At 40.5% G+C, this 22,901-nt stretch carries 15 protein-coding genes and 3 pseudogenes; 6 read left to right on the forward strand and 12 right to left on the reverse strand.

From position 1 onward, the window contains the following. Positions 1-57 precede the first annotated feature (57 nt). The 3 genes from A9479_RS10145 (at position 58) to A9479_RS10155 (ending at position 3,530) form a co-directional block, all read left to right on the forward strand. Positions 58-936 (forward strand): LysR family transcriptional regulator, encoded by an 879-nt coding sequence (locus tag A9479_RS10145; RefSeq protein ID WP_013462919.1) that lies wholly within the window; start codon positions 58-60, stop codon positions 934-936. Between the two features lie 119 nt (positions 937-1,055). Then, entirely contained in the window at positions 1,056-3,011 is a 1,956-nt protein-coding gene (locus tag A9479_RS10150; protein WP_064663348.1) for a hypothetical protein, read from the forward strand. A gap of 60 nt (positions 3,012-3,071) precedes the next feature. After that, entirely contained in the window at positions 3,072-3,530 is a 459-nt protein-coding gene (locus A9479_RS10155) for a thioredoxin family protein (RefSeq protein ID WP_064663349.1), read from the forward strand. A 40-nt stretch (positions 3,531-3,570) separates the two neighbouring features. On the opposite strand, the gene A9479_RS10160 is transcribed toward A9479_RS10155, so the two are convergent. Then, positions 3,571-4,881: a DASH family cryptochrome gene (locus A9479_RS10160; protein WP_064663350.1), complete on the reverse strand. Its 1,311-nt coding sequence runs from the start codon at positions 4,879-4,881 to the stop codon at positions 3,571-3,573. 131 nt (positions 4,882-5,012) lie between these two features. Beyond that, on the reverse strand, positions 5,013-6,740 hold the full coding sequence (locus A9479_RS10165) for a DUF885 family protein (RefSeq protein WP_064663351.1): 1,728 nt from the start codon (positions 6,738-6,740) through the stop codon (positions 5,013-5,015). A 519-nt stretch (positions 6,741-7,259) separates the two neighbouring features. Between A9479_RS10165 and A9479_RS10170 the strand changes: the two genes are divergently transcribed. Continuing rightward, positions 7,260-8,900, forward strand: a complete 1,641-nt coding sequence (locus A9479_RS10170; protein WP_051686688.1) for a hypothetical protein — start codon at positions 7,260-7,262, stop codon at positions 8,898-8,900. Positions 8,901-9,024: 124 nt separating this feature from the next. Here A9479_RS10170 and der read toward each other — a convergent pair whose 3' ends face one another. The 9 genes and pseudogenes from der to ndk all read right to left on the reverse strand — a co-directional run bounded on the left by der (position 9,025) and on the right by ndk (position 19,051). Continuing rightward, complete coding sequence (gene der / locus A9479_RS10175; RefSeq protein ID WP_010389444.1) at positions 9,025-10,494, reverse strand: ribosome biogenesis GTPase Der; 1,470 nt, start codon at positions 10,492-10,494, stop codon at positions 9,025-9,027. Between the two features lie 93 nt (positions 10,495-10,587). Continuing rightward, complete coding sequence (bamB, locus tag A9479_RS10180) at positions 10,588-11,766, reverse strand: outer membrane protein assembly factor BamB (protein WP_064663352.1); 1,179 nt, start codon at positions 11,764-11,766, stop codon at positions 10,588-10,590. Positions 11,767-11,776: 10 nt separating this feature from the next. Next, positions 11,777-12,397, reverse strand: coding sequence for a tetratricopeptide repeat protein (locus tag A9479_RS10185; protein ID WP_064663353.1), 621 nt, complete (start codon positions 12,395-12,397; stop codon positions 11,777-11,779). A 45-nt stretch (positions 12,398-12,442) separates the two neighbouring features. Continuing rightward, the gene (gene hisS, locus A9479_RS10190; protein WP_064663354.1) at positions 12,443-13,723 is read right to left on the reverse strand and encodes a histidine--tRNA ligase; all 1,281 of its coding nucleotides are present in this window, start codon (positions 13,721-13,723) and stop codon (positions 12,443-12,445) included. A gap of 186 nt (positions 13,724-13,909) precedes the next feature. Next, the gene (ispG, locus tag A9479_RS10195) at positions 13,910-15,028 is read right to left on the reverse strand and encodes a flavodoxin-dependent (E)-4-hydroxy-3-methylbut-2-enyl-diphosphate synthase (protein ID WP_013462930.1); all 1,119 of its coding nucleotides are present in this window, start codon (positions 15,026-15,028) and stop codon (positions 13,910-13,912) included. Between the two features lie 5 nt (positions 15,029-15,033). Then, a complete protein-coding gene (locus A9479_RS10200) occupies positions 15,034-15,903 on the reverse strand; it encodes a RodZ domain-containing protein (RefSeq protein WP_013462931.1) in 870 nt (289 codons plus the stop codon). A 392-nt stretch (positions 15,904-16,295) separates the two neighbouring features. After that, positions 16,296-17,195: pseudogene (gene pilW / locus A9479_RS10205) on the reverse strand (type IV pilus biogenesis/stability protein PilW); the annotation flags it as partial. Positions 17,196-17,305: 110 nt separating this feature from the next. Next, on the reverse strand, positions 17,306-18,436 hold the full coding sequence (locus A9479_RS10210; RefSeq protein ID WP_010389431.1) for a bifunctional tRNA (adenosine(37)-C2)-methyltransferase TrmG/ribosomal RNA large subunit methyltransferase RlmN: 1,131 nt from the start codon (positions 18,434-18,436) through the stop codon (positions 17,306-17,308). 183 nt (positions 18,437-18,619) lie between these two features. After that, positions 18,620-19,051: a nucleoside-diphosphate kinase gene (ndk, locus tag A9479_RS10215; RefSeq protein WP_008111339.1), complete on the reverse strand. Its 432-nt coding sequence runs from the start codon at positions 19,049-19,051 to the stop codon at positions 18,620-18,622. 270 nt (positions 19,052-19,321) lie between these two features. Between ndk and A9479_RS10220 the strand changes: the two are divergent. Beyond that, positions 19,322-20,646, forward strand: a pseudogene (locus A9479_RS10220) (methyl-accepting chemotaxis protein). 155 nt (positions 20,647-20,801) lie between these two features. Further along, a complete protein-coding gene (gene yegQ / locus A9479_RS10225; RefSeq protein ID WP_064663356.1) occupies positions 20,802-22,190 on the forward strand; it encodes a tRNA 5-hydroxyuridine modification protein YegQ in 1,389 nt (462 codons plus the stop codon). Between the two features lie 228 nt (positions 22,191-22,418). On the opposite strand, the pseudogene A9479_RS10230 reads toward yegQ, so the two are convergent. Beyond that, positions 22,419-22,817 (reverse strand): annotated as a pseudogene (locus A9479_RS10230) (EAL domain-containing protein); the annotation flags it as partial. Between the last annotated feature and the right edge of the window lie 84 nt (positions 22,818-22,901).

A 22,901-nucleotide genomic window follows, 5' to 3' on the forward strand; every position in this document is an offset into this window, starting at 1 on the left:
GATAACTAAATAAAAATAGATATAATGCATATAAACGTTCTATAAAAGAGAACTATAATGAGCCGTTTGAACTACCATCACTTGTATTATTTTTGGTCTGTTGCCCGAATTGGTAACTTAACCCAAGCCGCTAAAGAGCTGCATTTATCGCAGTCAGCGCTCTCCACTCAAATTAAACAGCTAGAGCACACCATTAATATTCAGTTATTTGAACGTAAAGGACGTACCTTGGCATTAACCGATATGGGAAAGCGGGTGCAAATGTACGCTAACGATATATTCACTAAGGGCGAAGAACTGTCGTCTTTTATTCATAAAGGGATGATTTCCCAAACTCAGCATTTATCAATCGGGGTGCTTAATACGCTCTCTCGTAACTTTATCGAGGAATTTATTAACCCTTTAATGAGTAACGACGAAGTACGCTTTTCGCTTACTGCAGGGCGTATGGATGGGCTATTAAATGGTTTGGCAGAGCACGAACTGGATTTAGTTTTAACCAATAAACCCATCGGACTTGAGCACTACGATCAACTGTGGCAAAGCCAGTTGGTATCTCGTCAGCCATTAGCCATAGTGGGCCCTGCAGATAAAAAAACACGCGGTCAATTTCCTACCGGTTACACAGATGCACAATGGGTGCTACCCAGTAAAACCTCCGCGATTAGAGACTCATTTAATGCTTTGTGTGCCCGCTGGCAATATCAGCCAAAAATAAAAGCAGAGGCTGATGATATGGCTATGCTGCGATTACTTGCTCGTGATAGTGGTGCACTATCGGTATTGCCATCAGTTGTAGTAAAGGATGAAATAGAACAAGGCCTATTAGTTGAATACCAACGTTTACCTGATGCATTTGAGCACTTTTATGCAATTACCGCACAGCGCAAATTTGTACCTGATATACTCAAATCATTGCTCGCCAAAACGTGTTAATTACTTTTAAACTAACGTTTTTATTAAAATATTTTATGCTTGAATAATAAAAAAAGAATTAAAGGTTTTAATTAGATGGCCGACAAAGTACTTAATTGTACTGAAGATTAAGGATAATCATGGTTAATAAACTACAAGGCAATTATGCTAACCTAAATGCGTTGCTTGCCCAATCAGTCAATAATTCAAACCAAACCAGTATGCCCACAGGTTTGCAATCGCGTGCTCACTTAGCGCCAAGCACGGCAATAATCACCGATGAAATGCTCAGTCAGTTTAGTGACGAACAAGTCGATGAAATACTTAATCAGCAATTATCCTCTTTACTCACGATTTCCAGCGCACCCAGTGGCTCAAATTATAAACTCTCCAGTGAAGAGGTTGCGCTGCGAACGGTTATAAGTTCTCAGCAAGAGGGCCTATTAAAAAATGAACGTAGTGATCAGTTAATTGAGCGTTTAAACAGCTCGGTAAAAAATATTCAGGGCGCTTATGCTAACACTAGCGATATTTTATCAAACTTGGGGCAGCTTGGGTTCAATCAAAAAACGTTTTTAGCGTCTAGTCAGCAGCGTGTTGAACGCTCGCTAGACCCCTTTATGGAAAGTTTTAACCGCGAGCGGTATGAGGATGATGATAACTATGGATTTGAGCTGTCGGTAAAAACCAAAGAAGGTGATGTTATTAAAATCACTTTTCATTCTGCGCAAGGTTACGATGAGGAAACAGGCGAAACCACTGACGAATTTAGCGTAAGTTATGAAGTAGATGGCGACTTATCTGAGGCTGAACACCAAGCATTAACGCAAGTACTTTCTGGTGTTGGTGAAATGGCGGATGAATTTTTTAAAGCTAAACAAAGCGCTTACAGTCGTTATGTACCCGCAAACCAAACTGATTTAGATTTAAGCTTTTTAAGCAATTTTGATAATAAACAGCTTTCGGGTTTTGATTTGTATTTTTCAACGTCAGAGGGAAATACTGCCGATGCTGATGGAGCGCTACTTGGAAAAGACAATGAGCTTAATTTAAGTTATACCCTTGATGAAGATTCAGAGCAGCAAATACTCGAGTTTGAATCGGTAAATGGTCAGAACAACATTGATTTTTCGCTCGATATGTCAACCATTGGCGCGCAAGACAAAAGCCAAATGCAGCAATACATAAAAGCGCTCGATAAAAGTTTAGAAGATAGCCAGCTCAATAGCTCAGAGAAAAGTACGCGTTCGGCGTTTGGTCACAAAAGTGATGAAGTGATGAAACAAGGGCTCGCTGTTTTTAAAAGTGCGTTTAGTAGTATGTCATCAGCCGCTGAGCGCTATAGTCAAATAGAGTCAGTTGCTACAAAGCAGTTTACTAATGGACGCGAGCTTGTCGCTAATTTAGTGGACAATATGATCACCCGTGATCCACGTTATCAAGGACTAGGAAGTAGTGATAAAAATTCCCTAGGCGATGGGATTTCTAAGTTAGCTGATTTTGATGCGAAATTTTCTTTTGCAATGGATCAAGGTGATTACATCGCGACAAGCACCACAAAGCTGAGTCAAAATACAGAATACCAAAAGTCAGCAGGATTAACTGGAGTTACTCAAGATAAAGCGGCGAGCACGCGTTTTAATTATGAAGAAGGTAACCGCTCTGATATCCCCCCTGATTATTATGACAAACAAGAAAATTACACTATTGGTACCGCTGTAAAAAATAACGAATTGGTTGCCCTTGATCAGGCTCATGAGGTGGATGTAGATAAAAAAGTGTATCAGTTTAATCCCGAAATATCTCAATACGAACTAAAAAAGGAATTAAAAGAAACAACCACCAGTGAGAGCAATATTCGTGTTATTAACGATATTTGGCTCGAGAAAAATGAAGATATTTATCGTATGGATGAAAGAAAACGACTCAGTGGTGTGGGGGCGACAAACGAGTTTAGAACAACATCGAGTTATTCACATACGCAATTAGTAACATTAATCGGTGATTTAGATAAATTAGAACAAAACAAAGAAGCCAAACGTGAGTACTTAGCGGTTTTATCGCAAGTGAATAATTTTATGGATAAAAGTAAGTAAGTGTATTCACTTAAGCTCGATTATGGGTATAGTAGCTAAAAGCTAGTTAGGTATAGGTTTATGTTAAAACAATTAATTTTACTCTTTATTTTGACTCTACCACTGGCAGTGAATACAACGCTCAAACCACACTCAGACGCTGTTACTGCTAAGCGTTTATTAAGCGATCACGATAAACTTGCCAAGCAATACCAAGCATTTTCGCCTACACCCCAAGACGTTGCATTGATGCAAAAATTAGCAGGTAAAGAGGTGTTAGTGCTTTTAGGTACCTGGTGTCATGACAGTGCCCGTGAAGTACCTCGATTAATAAAGTTACTTGATGAGTCTAAGGTTGAACTTTCGAAAATAACCTTTGTTACTGTAGGTTATGACAAACGTGATGAGGCAGGTATTGCCCTGGCGCATGACTTACAATATACCCCCACTTTTATTGTGAAGCATAACGGGGTTGAAATTAACCGCGTAGTAGAAAAGCCCAGCGGCACACTTGCCCAAGACTTAACCTTGGGCTTGTAACGAGAGTCAGCTAGCCAGTATTATGTTCGAGGTTTTATTTTTACACAGGCCAGTCGGCGGCGTCTAAGTCATCTAACTGTGCATCGCAGTGCTCATTCCCTTGCCATTTGGCAATATATTCACCGTGTGGGTCGTATTGCTGGGTTTGTTTTGCCAAATTAAAGTGTCGCCCACCGCGCGGATCGACCCCAACCCCAGCAATATATTGCCAGTTGCCCCAATTAGCGGCTACATCGTAATCAATAAGTTGTTGTTCAAAGTAAGCAGCGCCATAGCGCCAGTCTAGTTGTAGTTCGTTGACCAAACAGCTGGCTGCAATTTGTCGTGAACGGTTAGTGATAAAGCCCGTTGCGTTAAGCTCTTTCATAATAGCGTTAACTAGCGGAAATGGGGTACTGCCTTGGCACCATTTTGCAAAACGGTTCGGGCTAAAAGTGGTAAGTGGCGAGCTTTGTTTTTTACCTTTAAAAGTAAATAACTGATGCTTCACATTAATTGCATGCCACTTAAAATACTCACGCCAGAGCAATTCAAACTTGATCCAGTATGTTGATTCATTTTCCCCATGCTGCGCTTCATAAGCATCTACTGCACAAAAAATTTGCTTGGCACTAATACAACCAAAAGCCAGCCAGCTACTAAATTTAGTCGAGTTATCAAAGCCATCCAGCTCATTACGGGTGATTTTATAGCTGCTTGGTAAAGCTGATGAAAAGTACTGTAGACAATGCGCAAGGCCGGCTTTGTGTCCACCTTGGAGTAAAGGGTTTCCTGTTGGCGGCTCTGATATAGGCTGTTTAGCACATAAAATAATAGGCGGTGGAAGTCTTTTTGCTGAGAACGGCACTGCGGATAAACTGATACCAGTGGCTTCGATTTTTTTTCTAAAAGGGGTAAAGCCGGTTGGTAAATCAGCAAGTTCAAAGGGCAGTTGTTGCTGTTGATATAAGGTATCTTGCATCACAGATTTAAATACTACAGTAGCGCATTTCGATTTAAGCGCGGTAATTTGGCGTTGCTCATAAACGCCTATTTGCTCGCTATAAACAACTTCATCAATGCCAAGCTCATTAATACGCTGTGTTAATACCCTTACCGGATCGCCTTCTAAGATATGCAAGGTTTGGCCAAGCCCTAAAACAGACTCCTGTAGCTCGTATAGGCTTTGCATTAGAAAGCGTTGTTTATGTACACCATAGGGTTTTTGTTGATAGTTATTGCTTTTAAACCAAGCAGGATTGATCACAAATACGATATCAAGTTCACATTGTTGTTGTGATAAATCATTGAGTATGGGGTTGTCATCAATGCGCAAATCATTTTGCAGCCAATACAGAATACGTTTTTTCATACTTAAGCTCTGGTTTTTAAAATCATTAACTTTACGAAGCAAAAGCGGGTAGGGATTAGTTTTGAGGTGTTTAATAGGGCTTTAAAAAGAGGCGGTAACAATACCGCCTCTCAATTTGTTCTAGCTTTATTTTAAATAGCTGATTTTTGCTGTGCTATCCAGTCATTAATTACATCTTCAAGTACCGCCATAGGGAGTGAACCTTGACCAATAACGGTATCGTGGAAGCTGCGAATATCAAATTTTGCGCCTAGCTGTTTTTCTGCTTTGGCACGTAGTTCGCGTATTTTAATTTCGCCCATTTTGTATGAAAGCGCTTGGCCTGGCCAAGAAATATAGCGGTCTATTTGATCTTCCACTGCGCTTTGTGGCAAAGCGGTATGATCAGCCAAATAATCAATCGCCTTTTGGCGGCTCCAGCCAAAGGCATGAATACCGGTATCAACCACTAAGCGCACTGCGCGCCACATTTCGTAGCCTAAACGGCCAAAGTCACTGTATGGGCTTTGGTAAAAGCCCGCTTCTTTACCTAAACGCTCTGTATAAAGTGCCCAGCCTTCGCCAAAAGCAGAGTGGCTCAGTGTGCGTCTAAACTCAGGAACGTCTAACTCCATCGCAATGGCGTTTTGTAAATGATGCCCAGGTATGGCTTCGTGTAGGCTAAGTGCTTCTAAATTATATAAAGGCTGCAGTTTTGGAGTTGAGGCTAAAAAGTAAGTCCCCGGTGAACGATTATCTGGCGGTGGCATATAAAATGCGCCACGACTCGCTGAGCCTTTAATAGTAAAAGTATTGCGCGGTAAGTGGCCAAAGTAAGTAGGGAGTTTGCCATACATTTTTTGGGTTATAAAGGCGGTTTTTTCGAGCAAGTCTTGGGGATCGGTTGCGTAAAACTGCTCATCGGTTGCCAAAAATTCTAAAAACTCGCTATAGCTGCCATCAAAGCCAACTTTATCAATAATACTTTGCATTTGCACTTTGATGCGTGCCACTTCTTTAAGGCCAAGCTCATGGATTTGCTTGGGGGTCGCATTTGTTGTGGTGTAATAATTTACTGTATATTTGTAATAATCAAGGCCCCCTTTGATGCTTGCAATACCGGGCTGCGCTCTACAATGTGGCATATATTCGTTTTCAAAAAAGTCATAAAAGTGCTCGTAAGCAGGCACGACTTTTGAGGCAATTAACGCTTTAGCTTTATTTTGGTAAGTTTCTTTTTGCGCTGCGCTAAATGTATTAGGGATACGGGTAAATGGCTCATATAAGGCGCTATTCTCAGGTTGTTTAACTATATGGGCGCTAATACTTTGGCCATAATTTTTAAACGTTTCGCAGTAGTGGGTAAAACCAGTTTGAATGCCTTGCTTCATTAAATTAATGTTTTGCTGATTAAAGCGCGGGTAATCACCAAGGCTCACTAAAAAGGCATCGTAATCCTCGGCGGTTAAAAAGGCCATGTTAGCCGGCGCTTCTGCAAAGTAAGTATGCCAGCCACTTAAAAAATTAACCGGAAAGTATTTATCTTGGTAAAGGTAGCTTTGCTGCTCGGTTTCTCGCTCATATTTAAATAAGCGGTAGTTCATTAACTGTTCGCTATTGAGCGTTTTAGGATCAATGCTGGCTAAGTTTTTTAGTACGCTGTTGTTGTAAGCTTGGCGCTTCTCAATAGCTTGCTCGCTCCAATCGGGTAATGTTCCGTTGGGCTTCCAACCATCTGGATCGGTTCTAAAAAAGATTTTTTGTTGTTGTGCATGTTGCCAATGTGCATCAATAATTTGAGTTAAGTCCGTATTGTCATCCGCAACGCTAGGCAATGAAATAAGGGATAGATAAATAGCTAAAATACTTTTTTTTGACATTCTCTTCTCATCTTTAGCGAGTTAATTTTAACTGCTGATTTGTATGTTTATGTTGATTCAGTTTTTTTCGCCCTATAAGCGTCTGTTTATCTTGCAAAGTTAAATTGGCAGACGCTGACCCGCCAGTTTTGCCTAGGGGCAATTTACACTTTGTTGCTCACACGAATGTAAGTACGGGGCGTGAGCAGGACGCGGAAGCTTTGCTCGATTTATACTTGCCCACTAGATTACAAAACTCATGGCGCGATTAAGTCGCCCTTGTATTGAACACATTTCAATCCTGAGAGGTCAACATACCCTAATCAACAGTGTTAACTTTAGAGTATTATAATTAACCTCACTTTTATAGCTGGATCAAGAGATTATATTTTGAGTTAACGCAGTACAGTAAGTAGTAGGGTTAACTAAGATTTAAATTAATGTTAAGAGTTTCTTAAGTTTTACCTTCTAGGATAAGTGCAAGGATAAAATACGGTGCTCGGCTATCCGGCTTGATCACCTTAAAAAGCACGGGTGTTTATGAAAAGACTAACGTTAGCCAGCTGTCTACTTTTTTGTTTTTGTGCATCTGCACAAAATAATAATGCGCTCGATTTAGGTGTTGTTTGTGAAATAAAAAAAGTGAAACAACCTCTTTCTAGTAATGAGCCTGATGCAGAGCTTAAAAAAATTACTATACAAAATAATTCAATTTTTGATCCTGATAATCCTGAGACGACGGTTTTTCATCGTTTTATAAATTGGTTACATATAGATACGCGAAAAAAAGTTATTGCCGAGCAGCTTACTTTTAAAGAAGGTGATCGCATAAATGAAACTGACATAAAAGAGGCTGAGCGGGTTTTACGCGGTAAAAAGTATATTAGAGATGCAAAAATTTTTACCGATTTAGACTGTGATCCGCAAGATGGTCAAGCGATCACGGTGCAAACTTGGGATACCTGGAGTTTATTACCCACTGTTAATTTTGGTCGTAGTAGCGGGAATAATAAGTTTAGTTTGGGCTTTAAGGAGGAAAACTTTTTAGGCTATGGTGTTCGTGCTTCAGTAAAATATAAAACAGATCATGAACGCACAGGTTATCACAGTGTGATTGAAATGCCTGTGCCTTGGCAACCACATGCTACTTTAACGTTACAGGCGGATGATTATGATGATGGCCAAATTTTTAATTTTGATTATCACCAGCCTTTTTATCAGCGTAATGGTGACTCATTAAGGCGCTATTACGCAAAAACTCAGCAACAAAACACTTCAATTTATCAAAATGGCATTACTCACTCAGTATTTCGGACAGACGAAACGCAAGGCCAGCTCGCCCTCGGCGGTGTATGGAGTCAAAATAAGTATGATACGTTACATTGGTTAGCTGGTATCGACTATCAAGACACTCGTTACGAGCAAGTTGATAACGATACATTACCCAAAAACTTAAATGATTACACTATTGCCACACCGTGGCTAGCTATGCATTGGGTTCAAGATAACTATGCTGTATTGCATGATATTGATTTAATTAATCACAGTGAAGATATTAATTTGGGCTGGGAATTTAATGCTAAATTTGGCCTCGATGCTATACAAGCAGGTGAAGGGTTTATTTTTCAAAGTAGTATAAATAAGGCGTGGTTTACTAAATCTTCAACTTTATTTAGATTTAGTAGTGGGATCAATACAACAATAGGCACTGAACTTGAGGACCGGATCTCAGTGTATTCAAAAGGTCAGCTTAATCATCATTGGTCTAGGTTATTTACATTTTATGGCCATATAAATGCGCAATGGCAAAATACTGAATTTGCAGAGCAACCGTTAGCGGTGGGCGGAGAAGAGGGAATGCGTGGCTTTTCAGAAAGCTACCAGCATGGTACTCAGAGCATCCAAGCCACAGCTGAAATTCGTATGTACCCTGATATAAACTTGTATCAACTTGTTGATTTAGGGTTTGTAGGCTTTGTTGATGTAGGGCGTGCCTATGGTGAGGTGCAAAATCCCAACGTGTCAGACAGTATACTCTCTAGTGTAGGTTTAGGTATTCGTCTTTATGCGTCTCGCTCAAGCAACGATAATGTGATCCACATAGATTTAAGCAAACCTATTGGCAGCTACGAAGCCGTTGATTCATGGCAACTTGGTTTATCGGTGGGTACTACATTTTAAATAGTAACAGCAATTTAAAAAATGACTATTTAGCCATTTAAATAAGTTATTAATTTAATTAAACTTATAAAAAACGGCGTCCTATAAAGTACGCCGTTTTTTTCAATTGACTAAATTAAAGCCATTACGATTTATTGCGGTTTTCTTTACTAAACGCACGAATTTTACGTTTTTGCGACAGGGTTACTTTATTAGTACGCCCTGCAAATGGGTTATCGCCTTCTCTAAATTCAATTTTGATTGGCGTACCCATAATCTTAAGTGCTTTACGGTAGTAGTTCATTAGGTAGCGTTTGTAGCTATCAGGTAAATCATGAACTTGGTTACCATGAATGACGATACGCGGTGGGTTATAACCTCCAGCATGCGCATATTTAAGCTTAACACGACGACCGCGAACAAGCGGTGGCTGGTGATCTGCTTGTGCCATATCCATGATACGACGTAACATAGCGGTGCTTATACGTTTAGTTGCCGACTCATACGCTTCGTCAACTGATTCAAATAAATGACCAACACCCGTACCATGTAGCGCAGAGATAAAGTGCAAGCGGGCAAAATCAATAAAGCCTAAGCGACGATCAAGCTCAGTTTTAATACGATCTTTAACGTAGTTATCTAGGCCATCCCACTTGTTCACGGCAATAACCAATGAGCGCCCTGAGTTAAGGGCAAAGCCTAATAAGCTTAAATCTTGATCTGAAATACCATCGCGGGCATCAACCACTAATAGCACAACGTTACAATCTTCGATTGCTTGTAGTGTTTTAATGACTGAGAACTTCTCAACCACGTCACTTACTTTTTTGCGTTTACGCACACCGGCTGTATCGATAAGAATATATTCTTTATCATTACGGGTCATCGGAATATAGATAGAGTCGCGCGTTGTACCTGGCATATCGTATACAATAACGCGATCTTCACCCAGTATACGGTTAGTAAGGGTTGACTTACCAACGTTAGGACGACCAATAATAGCCAGCTTTACCGGCTTGTCGGCAAACGCTTGGTGATCTGTGTCATCTTCTTCACCTTCTTGATATAAGTCGATAAGTTCTTCATCGTCATCGGCTACATCTTCATCAAGTGCGGCAAGTTCAGCAATAACTGGCTGAAGTGTTTGCTCAAGCAGTAAAGTAATACCACGACCATGAGCGGCAGCGATATGATGAACTTCACCAAGTGAAAGTTGATAAAACTCAGCACAGTTCGAGTCAGCATCAATGCCGTCTGTTTTATTGGCTACCACAAAGCACTTTTTCTCTTGCTTACGTAAGTGGTTAGCAATAGCTTGGTCAGCCACTGTCATACCCACGCGGGCATCAACTAAAAATAAAACAATATCCGCTTCTTCAATGGCTAGTAATGACTGATCAGCCATTTCGGTTTCGATACCTTCTTCTGAGCCATCAATACCACCCGTATCTACCACGATAAATTCAAAGCCGTCGTAATTTGCTTGGCCATATTTTCTATCACGCGTTAAGCCAGGAAAGTCGGCAACGAGTGCATCACGAGTACGTGTTAAACGGTTAAATAATGTGGATTTGCCCACATTGGGTCGCCCTACAAGAGCGATCACGGGAAGCATAAACTACCTCTTTAAAAAACAACAAAAGGCTTCGCAGTGCGAAGCCTTACAAAAAATAATTAACTATTAGTGCCTTACACTAATAGTAGACAGTTAGTTCGGTATTTTTACCGCGCTAACTTCACCATCACGGGTGTATAAAATCAACTTATCGTCAGCAACAACAGGCTCAACAAAAAAACCTGAGCTGTCAAAGTCTTCACGAGATACTAGCTCGCCAGTGTCTTTATTTAACCAATGCAAATTGCCTTCTTGGTCACCTAACGCTAAATAATTACCGGCAACCGCTGGGCCTGTTAAGTACCAGCCACGAAGAGCGGGTTGGCTCCAACGTTCAATGCCTGAATCTTTATCAAGTGCATAAACAACACCGTTACTATCAACAACGTAAATTGTTTGCAAATCCATGCTAATTTCACGGTAGCTGCTGTATTCACGTTTCCATACAACATTACCAGAACGAATATCAACTGCTGATAAGTTACCATTGTATGCAATCGCATAAGCAAACGGGCCACTAATAAGTGGTTGTGTATCAACATCAACTAAACGCTCAAACTCTGATGCGCCTTTTGCTACTGCAATTTCTGCGCTCCACGCTGAGTAGCCGCTCTCAGAAATTAAAACACTGAGCTTACCTGTTTCAAGGCCAACCAACACACCACCATTAGCGACGGTTGGTGAACTTTGACCGCGTAAGGTAAGTGCTGGCACTTCTTGCTCAAAGCTCCAGCGCTCTTCACCCGTATCAGGATGCAGGGCCAGTAACTTACCTGATGCTAAATTAACAAACACTAAACCATCGCCTGCAGCAGGTTTAGACAGTGATTCGCCTGGCACTTTTTTACGCCATACCTCTTTACCTGTCTCACGATCAAGGGCAATGACATAGCCATGTTCTGAACCTAAATAGATTTTACCATAAGCTTGTAATATTCCGCCTGATAATTTTGCACTATCGTTATCGCTCCAAGGCCAAAACGATAAATCATGACGAACATCGGTTTCCCAAAGCGTATCACCATTGGCAAGTGATAACGCTTCTACTTGGCCTTCGCGACTCGCTACATAGACAGTATCTTTATAAACAGCTGGTGATAGGCGTGAGAAGTAATGCTCTACACCGCTACCTATTGATTCTTGCCAAACAACTTCTGTTTCAAACTGATTGGCTATTTCAGGAAGTACCAGTTCTTCTTCATCATCACTTGATGAACAGCCCATAAGTGTTGCCATACAAAGGGCGAGCGTTGCTGTTGTTATTTTTCTCATGCCTAAAACCTTATGCCGCTGGGCTAGTTACTGCTAGGTCATCTAACTTAATTTGTAATAGAGGATTGCTGGTTAATCCACCGGCATCAACCGCAGCTTGGTAGGCTACGCGTGCTTGTTCTTTATTGCCTTGCTGAGTGTAAATATCGCCTTTTAACTCAGCAACATTTGCATTAAATGCCTCTGGCAATGGTGAATTTAAAGTGGTTAATGCATCATCGTATTGTTGTTGAGCAATTTGCACACGCGCTAAACGCGTAGTGGCAATGGCTTTTAGCTGCGCGTTATCGACATTTGATACAATCCAGCTTAGCTTTTTATTCGCTACATCTAATTTTTGTGCATCTACCGCTTCTTTTGCAGCAACAAATGCCGCTAAAGTTGCGTACTGAGTGTCTTTATTTTCACTGATGAAGGTATCAGCAGAGGCTAATACGTCATCACTTTCAACAAGCTTAGTGTAGGCATCAGATGCTTGCTCTGCTGTTGTTATTTGGTTTTGGTTGTAGGCCTTCCAACCGTACAAACCACCTAAGCCAACAATTACACCTAAAGCAAGTGATAGGCCGTTTTCACGAAAAAAGCGTTTAATCGCTTCTGCTTGTTGTTCTTCAGTTGAATAAATTTCCATGCTTACCTCTATTAAAGCGCTTTACTCGCTGCGCTTTATGTAATTTTAGCTATTAATTAGTTCTGCAAGTAGCGCTTTAGCTTGTTCTAGTTCTAATGTGACTTGTTCTTTACGCTCACGTAAATACTTTATGGTCACAACGCCTTGCTCTAATTCATCTTCACCGATAATAACCGCGACTAATGCATCGCTTTTATCAGCACGTTTTAATTGTTTTTTAAAGTTACCACCGCCAGCATGCACCATAACGCGTAATCCAGGTACGTCACGACGTAACGTAGATGCAATAATAGGCGCTTGAATGCTGGCTTTGTCGCCCATGGCTGCTAAATATACATCAGCACTACGGCGTATGTCACCTACACATTCAAGTGCTTGAAGCAATAAAACTAGGCGCTCTAATCCCATCGCAAAACCAACTGCTGGGGTTGATTTACCGCCTAATTGCTCAACTAAGCCATCATAACGACCACCGGCACATACTGTACCCTGTGCACCTAAGCTATCGGTTACCCATTCAAATACAGTACGGTTGTAATAATCTAAGCCACGAACTAGCTTTTCATTAACCGTGTATTTGACGCCTGCGGCATCTAATCGTTCACATAAATTTTCAAAATGTTCTTTTGATTCAGTATCTAAATGTTCAGATAATTTTGGCGCATCCACTAATATTGCCTGTATATCTGGGTTTTTAGTATCCAAAACGCGCAGCGGGTTAGAGTACATACGACGCTTAGAGTCTTCATCTAGTACATCGATATGTTGTTCTAAGAAGGCAATTAAGGCATCACGGTACTGCGCGCGAGCTTCATTTGAGCCTAATGAGTTAAGCTCTAAGCGTACATGATCGCTTATGCCAAATGCTTCCCAAAGTTGCGCCGTGAGTAATATAACTTCAGCGTCTATATCGGCGCTGGCAATACCAAAGGTTTCTAAACCAAATTGGTGAAATTGACGGTAACGACCTTTTTGTGGGCGTTCATGGCGAAACATAGGGCCCATGTACCAAAGGCGTTGTTCTTGATTGTATAACAGGCCATTTTCGTTACCTGCACGTACACACACCGCGGTACCCTCAGGGCGCAGAGTTAAATTATCACCGTTACGATCGGCAAAGGTGTACATTTCTTTTTCTACAATATCGGTTACTTCACCAATAGAGCGTTTAAATAGGTCGGTTGATTCTACAATTGGAAAACGAATTTCTTGATAACCAAACGATGATACGGTCTCGCGTAAAATGTGCTCTACTTTCTGCCAAACTTGCGTATCGCCTGGCAGGCAATCGTTCATACCGCGAACTGCCTGAATTTGTTTTGCCACTGATAAATCCTAAATCTGTTTATGTGCAGTCTTAGACTGCAACCACGTAAAACTAAAAAAATCGACCGCGCATTATAACCCTAACTACAAGGTAATTGCGAGTATAGCGGTGTGTATGTAATTTGTACTGCGCTGTGAATGCCGCTACTAAAAAAGTCAATTGAATGCATATTGCTGGCGTTTAAATCACTCTACGATTTTTATATCGATTGGTGTTTGTTGCTGCTTTTGCTCGATAAAATCGCGCACATATCCTTCGAGCTGATCAACAATATTATTGTTATCAATACGGGCTTTTTGGCGTTCGCCATTTATGTATAAGCCTGAGCGACGGTTTGCACCGGCAAGGCCAATATCACTGACTAGCGCTTCGCCTGGGCCGTTAACAACACAGCCAATTACAGACACTGAAACCGGTTCAATAATGTCTTCTAAACGTTCTTCAAGTTGGTTCATGGTGCTCACCACATCAAACTCTTGGCGTGAACAGCTTGGGCAAGCAATAAAGTTAATCCCGCGCGAGCGAATACGCAGTGATTTTAATATATCAAAGCCAACTTTTATTTCTTGTACTGGGTCTGCAGCGAGAGATACGCGCAGCGTATCACCAATGCCTTCTGCTAATAACATCCCTAAACCAACGGCCGATTTAACAGAGCCAGAGCGCATGCCGCCAGCTTCAGTTATTCCTAAATGCAGTGGTTGGTCGATTTCTTTAGCGAGCAAGCGATACGCGCCTACCGCTAAAAATACGTCTGATGCTTTTACTGAAATTTTAAATTGATCAAAGTCTAAGCGGCGTAATATATCTACGTGGCGCATAGCCGATTCTAATAGGGCTTCTGGAGTGGGTTCGCCGTATTTTTCTTGTAGATCGCGCTCAAGTGAACCGCCATTTACCCCTATTCGAATAGGAATATTATGCTCACGCGCTGAATCAACTACCGCTCTGATACGCTCTTCACTACCAATGTTGCCTGGGTTGATACGCAAACAATCAACACCGTATTTTGCTACTTTTAATGCAATGCGATAGTCAAAGTGGATATCGGCGACAAGGGGTATCGACACTTGCTCTTTAATACTTTTAAATGCCTCAGCGGCATCCATGGTCGGTACTGACACGCGAACAATATCTGCACCGGCATCTTGAATAGCTTGAATTTGGGCTACAGTGGCATCAACGTCCATCGTATCTGTGTTGGTCATCGACTGCACGGCAATAGGTGCACCATCACCAATAGGAACATTACCCACATTTATGCGTGTGGATTTTCTGCGTTTTATAGGAGATTCTGAAAACATAGCGACTACTCTGCTAAGGGTAATTTAAATTTAGCTAAACGGTTTTTAGGAAAGGCCGAAATATCAACTGGCTCACCATTTAGGGTAATACGAACAACATCATGCTTGCCTAATACCACTGAAAAAGGCGCTACTCCGGTTAGGGTCATTTCGTAGCCTGCTTTTTTTACACCAAAAGCAATTTTTTCATCATTGGCATCGTGAATTTCTACCCAGCTCTCATCGTTAAACATCATAAAAATGGTGCTTAAATCACTGTTTTTTGGCTCACTGGTGCTCTGTGCATTATTAACTGGCGCAGCTTGAATTGTTTGTTGTTCATTTTGTAATGCAGAATCTACTTCTTCTGTAGATTCAATGTCATTTAATAGTGCCTCGTCGGCGGCTTCAGCTAACAGCTTGGTGTTTTCTTGTTGTTGAGTTATGAGCGAGTTATTAGCATTAATAGTTTTAGTTTGTTCATCAATAGGCATTGCATTTTGCCACCACCACACTGCAGAAGAACCAATAACGATAGCTAAAATTAAGTAACTTACGGTCATAAGTCGGCTGTCATGGGCTTCTTTTTCTGTGCGCCTTGAAAAGCTTTGCATATCGACCGGTTTATCTGATGTGCTAAAAGCCGGCAGCATCGCTAAAATAGCTGTGCTATCAATGTTTAGTGTGCGGCAGTAGTTTTTTATATAGCCTTTAACGAACGTTTTTGCACCGAGTAAATGATACTCGTCGCTTTCAATATGCTCAACTTGTGATTCTGTTAGCTTTAATAGCGAGGCGATTTCAGCAATGCTGATATTTGCATTTTCTCTATGCGATTTTAGTATTTGTCCTACAGAGGGTTCGTCGCTCTGCGGTTGTGTATTATCTTCATTCATAATATGTATGAGTCTGGATCCACGAGTAAAAGTTAATGTTTTGGCTTAATAACCAGAGTAAGACTTTGTTTTTATTTTTTAGTGTTCGTTTATTCTTGCTACTAGAATGCACGCTTTTAAAGGGTATCATCAGCTGCGGTTTTATAAAAACGTTAGTATCGCCCTTTTAAAATTTTTGCTGTTTTTATTTTTAAAGCCCTTTAATGCACCTAACATATAGCAGTTTAGCATTGAATCACACTGAAATGCTAAATTGGTTTACAGCAAAACGAGCGATATCAATCGATACACTCGTTTTTACTCTTATTTATACTAATTTAAAAAGGTATTTGTGTCTCTGTTGTATTTTATGCAGCTTACTTTACTGAACCATCAGAGTTTACAGCAGATGTTGGGCTTTTTTTACGAATAATTTTTATTTTTGGCTCCACAATAATTTGATTGTTATTACTGCTTTCTTGCAATTCATCAAGTTGTGCTTGACGGTACTTTTCTCGCAGTACTTCAAACTCTGTTTGCCTTAATTGGTTGTCACGAATGGCGTTAGCTTGAACACTATTTGGGTACGTTTGCAAAATGGTAGCTGCAATTTTTTCAGCATCTTCTATTCTACCCATGCGTTGTTTAACCAAGTAGCTGAGTAACAATGCTCGCGAAGAAACCTGTGCAGTATCGTCATAACGTTTTATTAAAGTACTGGCTTTATATAAGTCACTTTTGGCGTAATACAAAGCCGCTAAGCTTATTAATGTAGAGGCGCGTTGCGAGCTGTGGTTTAGCGCTTGTTGAAAGTAGCTTTCTGCATTGGTAAAGTCATTAAATTCAATGGCGCATAAGGCTAAATTTTCATAGCTTTGTGCTACACGAATATAGCTAGGAATTTCAATCGCTTTTAAAAATTGATCGGTCGCGCGATCATACTCATCAATACTACATAAAAACGTACCGTAGTTATTTAGGGTGTTCGGATCGTCAGGCTTAATCGCCAACGCTTTTTGATAGGCTTTGTCGGCTAATGCATTTTCGCCAACTTGTTGGTAGTAATAGGCTAAAGAATAATGAACTTCGGGAAGATTTGGTGCATATTCGCTCGCACGCTCAAGGTTGTATTTTGCTTGGGAATTATTACCGGTGTTTAAATATTGTAATGCCAAAGCAATGCGGGTACGTGCTGCGCCTGCGTTGTTTATTTTATTTTCGACGACGGGTTTGTCACTGCCGTTGTAACTATTTTCAGTCACACAACCGCTTAAAAGTAGTGTTGATAGTGCTAAAGCAAGTAAAGATCGCATTACCTTGTCTCTTTATTTATTTCCATAGCCTCTATCTTACCTCAAAGCCTTTGTGTTGCATCATTTATTTAAAAATAAACAATTTATCACAAAGGCATAGGGTTACTTAGTTAGGCTTGGTGAATATTTACTGCAATTGCATTGTCATCACGCATTTTCTTTTTAGCCATACGTTTTGTTCTATCAACCACATCGCCAGCTAACTGACCACAGGCAGCGTCAATGTCGTCCCCTCGTGTACGACGAACAATACAGGTAATCCCCGCAGCTTGTAATACCTTTGAAAAACGGTCAATTCGGCTGTTGCTTGAACGCGTATACTCATTACCTGGGAACGGGTTAAACGGAATAAGGTTTACCTTAGATGGCGTACCTTTTAGCGTTTTAACCAGTTCATGTGCTTGGTCGGTACTGTCGTTAACGCCATTAAGCATAACGTATTCAATGGTGACATCTTTATTGGCTTTTGAGCCATCAATATAACGACGACAGGCCGCTAAAAATTCTTCAATTGGGTACTTTTTATTGATCGGTACTAAAATATCACGCAGTGCGTTATCAGGAGCGTGAAGTGAAATAGCCAGTGCTACGTCGATTTTTTCTTTCAATAAATCAAGGGCAGGTACTACACCCGAGGTACTTAATGTAACGCGGCGCTTAGATAAACCAAAGCCCCAGTCGTCCATCATCAGCTCCATCGCTGGTACGACGTTTTTAACATTCAGTAGCGGCTCGCCCATTCCCATCATAACGACGTTAGTGACAGGGCGTTTTTCACTGTTTCCATCAAGGCCAATGTCTTTGGCTACACGCCATACTTGGCCGATAATTTCAGATACTTTTAAGTTACGGTTAAAGCCTTGTTGTGCCGTTGAGCAAAAAGTACATTCCAGGGCACAGCCCACTTGAGACGATACACATAATGTGGCGCGATCTTTTTCTGGGATCCAAACAGCTTCAACTTCTTGGCCGCCCTCAAGTACGAGTGCATATTTAATTGTACCGTCGCTGGCTTGCTGGCGAACTGAAATTTCAGGTGCAACGATTTCACACTCATTTTTAAGCTTTTCTTTTAGCTTTTTGTTTACGTTGCTCATTTCGTCGAAATTATCTACGCCAAAATGATAAATCCATTTCATCACCTGATCGCCACGAAATGGCTTTTCACCGAATGATACAAATAACTCTCGCATTGCATCTCGGTTTAAATCTAATAAGTTAATCTTTTTTTGCTCGGTCATGTAACAACCTCAATCGGTGGCGGTGATGGTAAAAATTTACAAGGGCGAATTGTACACAATTCATCCACTATAATCATTAAGTAAAACATCATAAATAAACGGTTAATACTTTACGTAATGACTAAAAAAGGGCTCGAAAGCCCTTTTCATACTTTGCATCACAGGGTTAGCTGTGAACTCGAATTAACGAGTACGTGGGCAAAGTTCTTCGTCAGCGAAGAAGTACGCGATTTCGCGAGCAGCAGATTCAACAGCGTCAGAACCGTGAACCGCATTTTCGTCGATGCTATCAGCGTAGTCTGCACGTAAAGTACCCGCTAGTGCTTCAGCAGGGTTAGTAGCACCCATGATTTCACGGTTTTTAAGAACAGCGTTTTCGCCTTCAAGAACGGTAACCATTACTGGGCCAGAAGTCATGAAAGATACTAAAGCACCAAAGAAAGGACGCTCGCTGTGCTCAGCGTAGAAACCTTCAGCTTTCTCTTGTGAAAGGTGAACCATTTTAGCTGCAACGATTTTAAGACCTGCAGTTTCGAAACGGTTGTAGATTGCGCCGATGTGGTTTTTAGCAACTGCATCAGGTTTTACGATTGAAAAAGTACGCTCTAAAGCCATCTTTGTGCTCCAATAATTTAAATAAAAGGTTGAATATTAACGGGCGCGAATTATACGCGTTTTAGTCAAAAAAACCTAATTTATTCTACCTTGCTTGCTTTTTTTAATTTGCTAACCCCGATTTATGAACTAAAAACAATGTTTTTACGTTTACTATGTGTTTATAAACATGAGCTATACTTTTGTTTAAGTGGTGAGACTTTTTATTCATAGTACACTTTTTATAGACTCAATATGCATGCCGATACATTTAAACACTAAGGTAACAATATGTTTTTTAACCAATCTTTAAAAAATCAAATCGCTGATTTACAAAGTAAGCTCTCTGTAAGGGAGCAGGTTAAGCAAAGCTTAGACAGTGAAATGCTGGTGTTAGAGCTTGATAAGCAAGGTGCTATTTTAAGACAAAATAAAAATTTTGAGCGAGAGTTTAACTACTCAAATAACAAAATAATTAATAAAAACATTTTAGACTTCATACCTGAAAATGCTAGAAATAACGCGGATTTTCATGTCTTTAAAAAAGCGCTAAGTAAAGCAGAACATTTTGCCGGCGCTATCCAAGTATCCCACCCAAACGGACAACGAGATTGGTTACGCTGCATTTTACATCCTATAAAAAACGAGCAAGGTCAGCTTGAGTATTTAACCCTGCATTGCACTGTGCTTACACAAATAATTGAGAGTTCAAGAGAAAACGAAGATTTAATCAAAGCATTGCATCGTTCAACAGCGGTTATTGAGTTTGATACTCAAGGTATGGTGTTACGTGTTAATGACAACTTTTTAAAAAGTATGAGTTATTCAAGACAAGACGTGGTGGGCAAGCATCATGGTATGTTTTGTGACGAACAAGAAGCGAGTAGTAAAGAGTATCAGGCCTTCTGGCAACGTTTGCGTAATGGTGAGTTTATTGCGAGTAGGTTCAAACGTATTGATAAACACGGCCATGTAGTTTGGTTAGAGGCTTCATATAATCCGATTTTTAATGAAGCAAATGAGCTCTATAAAGTAGTTAAATTTGCCACAGTGATCACTGACCAAGTAGAAAGAGAACTGGCTACAGAGCAAGCTGCGAGTATTGCGCATGGCACTTCTATCGAAACTGATAATACGCGGATAAAGGTGCTGAAGTGGTACAAAAAACAGTTCAGGTTATGAACGAACTGTCGGTGCAAATGGAGCAAGCAGGTAAAGAAATTTCAGCATTAGATAAACAATCGCAACTCATCGCGAGCATAGTGCAGAGCATTAGCAGTATTGCTGATCAAACTAATTTATTGGCACTTAACGCGGCTATTGAGGCCGCGCGTGCCGGCGAGCAAGGCCGTGGATTTGCGGTGGTGGCTGATGAAGTGCGTTTACTTGCCTCAAGAACCAGTAAAGCTACCGAAGAAATAGTGGATGTTGTACAACAAAACCAAAATTTAACTCAATCAACGGTTGCTGTAATTGAGCAAGGTAAAAATAAAGCGCAACAAGGCCTAGATCTCTCCAAAGAATCTGGTGATGTAATGAGTGATATTAAAAAAGGCGCGCAACAAGTTGTTGATGCCGTTAGTCAATTTTCGAACCAATTAAGCAGTAAAAAATAACTTAAATTTACTGCTCTTCATTTATTAGTGCAGAAGAGAAATTTTGATGATCTTGATCAAGGTTTCTCTTTTGCCCCCTCATTATACTTGCGCGCTTTATTTCCCTTAACTATTCATGCAACCGACTTGAACTCGGTTCGATGTATGGAGCGCACATGTCAGCTGTTAATTCTTCAATCCCGTTTATTCCTGAACTACTTTGCCCCGCAGGCAGCTTAAAAAACATGCGTTATGCCTTTGCCTATGGTGCCGACGCTGTTTATGCCGGCCAACCTCGTTACAGTTTAAGGGTTCGCAATAATGAATTTGATTTGGATACTTTACAAATAGGTATTAACGAAGCACATGCGCTAAATAAAAAGTTTTATGTAGTGTCTAATATTGCCCCGCACAATGCGAAAGTAAAATCGTATTTACGTGATATAGAACCTGTTATTGCCATGAAACCCGATGCGCTGATCATGTCAGATCCTGGGTTAATTATGTTAGTGCGTGAAAAATGGCCTGATATGCCAATTCATTTGTCGGTCCAAGCAAACGCAGTGAACTACGCAAGCGTACAGTTTTGGGCAAAGCAGGGTATTGAGCGGGTAATTTTATCTCGTGAGTTATCACTTGAAGAAATCAGCGAAATTCGTGCTCTGTGCCCAGAAACAGAACTAGAAGTATTTGTTCATGGCGCACTGTGTATGGCCTATTCGGGGCGTTGTTTACTCTCAGGCTATATTAATAAACGCGATCCTAACCAAGGCACGTGCACCAATGCATGTCGATGGGAATATGATGTTAAACCCGGGGTTGAGAACGAAACCGGCGAAATGGTACATAAAATTGACCCTAAAGCGGTTATACCCACTTTAGGTGACGGCGCACCAAGCAACGATGTATTTATGCTAGAAGAGCAAGGCCGTCCAGGTGAGTACATGCCTGCGTTTGAAGACGAGCACGGCACTTACATCATGAATTCAAAAGACTTACGCGCCGTGCAATACGTAGAGCAGCTAACAAAAATGGGGGTGCATAGCCTAAAAATAGAAGGGCGTACTAAGTCATTTTATTATGTTGCGCGTACCGCTCAGGTGTATCGTAAAGCGATTGACGATGCGGTTGCAGGTAAACCATTCGATGCTGATTTATTTAAAACTCTTGAGAACCTTGCACACCGCGGTTATACCGAAGGTTTTTTAAAACGCCACGCCCATCAAGATTATCAAAATTACGAATACGGTCACTCTGTATCTACCAAGCAGCAATTTGTGGGTGAGGTATTAGGGCGTAATGCTAATGGTTTGGTTGAAATAGATGTAAAAAATAAGTTTTGTGTTGGTCATTCATTAGAGCTAATGACGCCGAAAGGCAATATTAGTTTTCCCCTAGAAAGTATGGAAAATAAAAAAGGCGAAAGCATTACTGATGCTAAAGGCTCAGGCCATATCGTAAAAATTCCACTGCCTGACAACATTGATTTAGAGCACGCGATACTTATGCGCAACTTGGATGAAAACCAAGACACCCGCAATCCGTTTAAGCATGCTGTTTTATAATAGAGAGTTTAATCATGGCTTTATTAATAAACAGCAAATGCATTAACTGCGATAGTTATAAGGCTTTTAATTAAATCTTTATAAAACAAGATGTTGCTTTGTCGTGCTATGGTTTGTGCTACGATTTTACGTAACTCGTTAGCACTTAGTTAGTATCTTAAAAACAGCCTTAAAAGGCAAATTGTATTAACTAAAAAATTCAGCAAACTATGGAAAGTCCATACTGTATTATTTTTTACCTATAACTAACTTAGACCAATCACTGATAGATAAAGGTTTGTTAAAATAATAACCTTGTATTAATGAGCAATTTCTTTCGAATAAATAATCGCACTGTGCTTTTGTTTCGACGCCTTCTGCTACTGTTATTAAGTTTAGAGCTTTGGACATTTCAATCACAGCATCAACTATAGGTATTTTCGATTTGGCGGAGGTGATTTCGCTTATAAAATATTTATCAATTTTTAACTCCTTTATAGGTAGTTCTTTTAAGTAACGTAAACTACTATAGCCCGTTCCAAAATCATCGATTGAAAAACTGAAGCCTGATCTTGAAAGCTCAAGCATTCTTTGTTTGACTAACTCTATATCAGTGATTAATAAATTTTCTGTAATTTCTAATCTTAATTGCTTAGGTTGTTCTGCACAACTAAATCAGGACACTTTTCTTAAGGAACTTTGCTCATACTCTACTGGCGATAGATCACCATT

It is taken from the genome of Pseudoalteromonas sp. MQS005 (assembly GCF_001661605.1).
GTDB classification, from domain to species: domain Bacteria; phylum Pseudomonadota; class Gammaproteobacteria; order Enterobacterales; family Alteromonadaceae; genus Pseudoalteromonas; species Pseudoalteromonas tetraodonis.

Bases quoted from the DNA above. Each gene is read 5' to 3' on its own strand.
- A9479_RS10145 (WP_013462919.1), top strand. From the start codon at position 58: ATGAGCCGTTTGAACTACCATCACTTGTATTATTTTTGGTCTGTTGCC.
- A9479_RS10150 (WP_064663348.1), top strand. From the start codon at position 1,056: ATGGTTAATAAACTACAAGGCAATTATGCTAACCTAAATGCGTTGCTT.
- A9479_RS10155 (WP_064663349.1), top strand. From the start codon at position 3,072: ATGTTAAAACAATTAATTTTACTCTTTATTTTGACTCTACCACTGGCA.
- A9479_RS10160 (WP_064663350.1), bottom strand. From the start codon at position 4,881: ATGAAAAAACGTATTCTGTATTGGCTGCAAAATGATTTGCGCATTGAT.
- A9479_RS10165 (WP_064663351.1), bottom strand. From the start codon at position 6,740: ATGTCAAAAAAAAGTATTTTAGCTATTTATCTATCCCTTATTTCATTG.
- A9479_RS10170 (WP_051686688.1), top strand. From the start codon at position 7,260: ATGAAAAGACTAACGTTAGCCAGCTGTCTACTTTTTTGTTTTTGTGCA.
- der (WP_010389444.1), bottom strand. From the start codon at position 10,494: ATGCTTCCCGTGATCGCTCTTGTAGGGCGACCCAATGTGGGCAAATCC.
- bamB (WP_064663352.1), bottom strand. From the start codon at position 11,766: ATGAGAAAAATAACAACAGCAACGCTCGCCCTTTGTATGGCAACACTT.
- A9479_RS10185 (WP_064663353.1), bottom strand. From the start codon at position 12,397: ATGGAAATTTATTCAACTGAAGAACAACAAGCAGAAGCGATTAAACGC.
- ispG (WP_013462930.1), bottom strand. From the start codon at position 15,028: ATGTTTTCAGAATCTCCTATAAAACGCAGAAAATCCACACGCATAAAT.
- A9479_RS10200 (WP_013462931.1), bottom strand. From the start codon at position 15,903: ATGAATGAAGATAATACACAACCGCAGAGCGACGAACCCTCTGTAGGA.
- A9479_RS10210 (WP_010389431.1), bottom strand. From the start codon at position 18,436: ATGACCGAGCAAAAAAAGATTAACTTATTAGATTTAAACCGAGATGCA.
- ndk (WP_008111339.1), bottom strand. From the start codon at position 19,051: ATGGCTTTAGAGCGTACTTTTTCAATCGTAAAACCTGATGCAGTTGCT.
- yegQ (WP_064663356.1), top strand. From the start codon at position 20,802: ATGTCAGCTGTTAATTCTTCAATCCCGTTTATTCCTGAACTACTTTGC.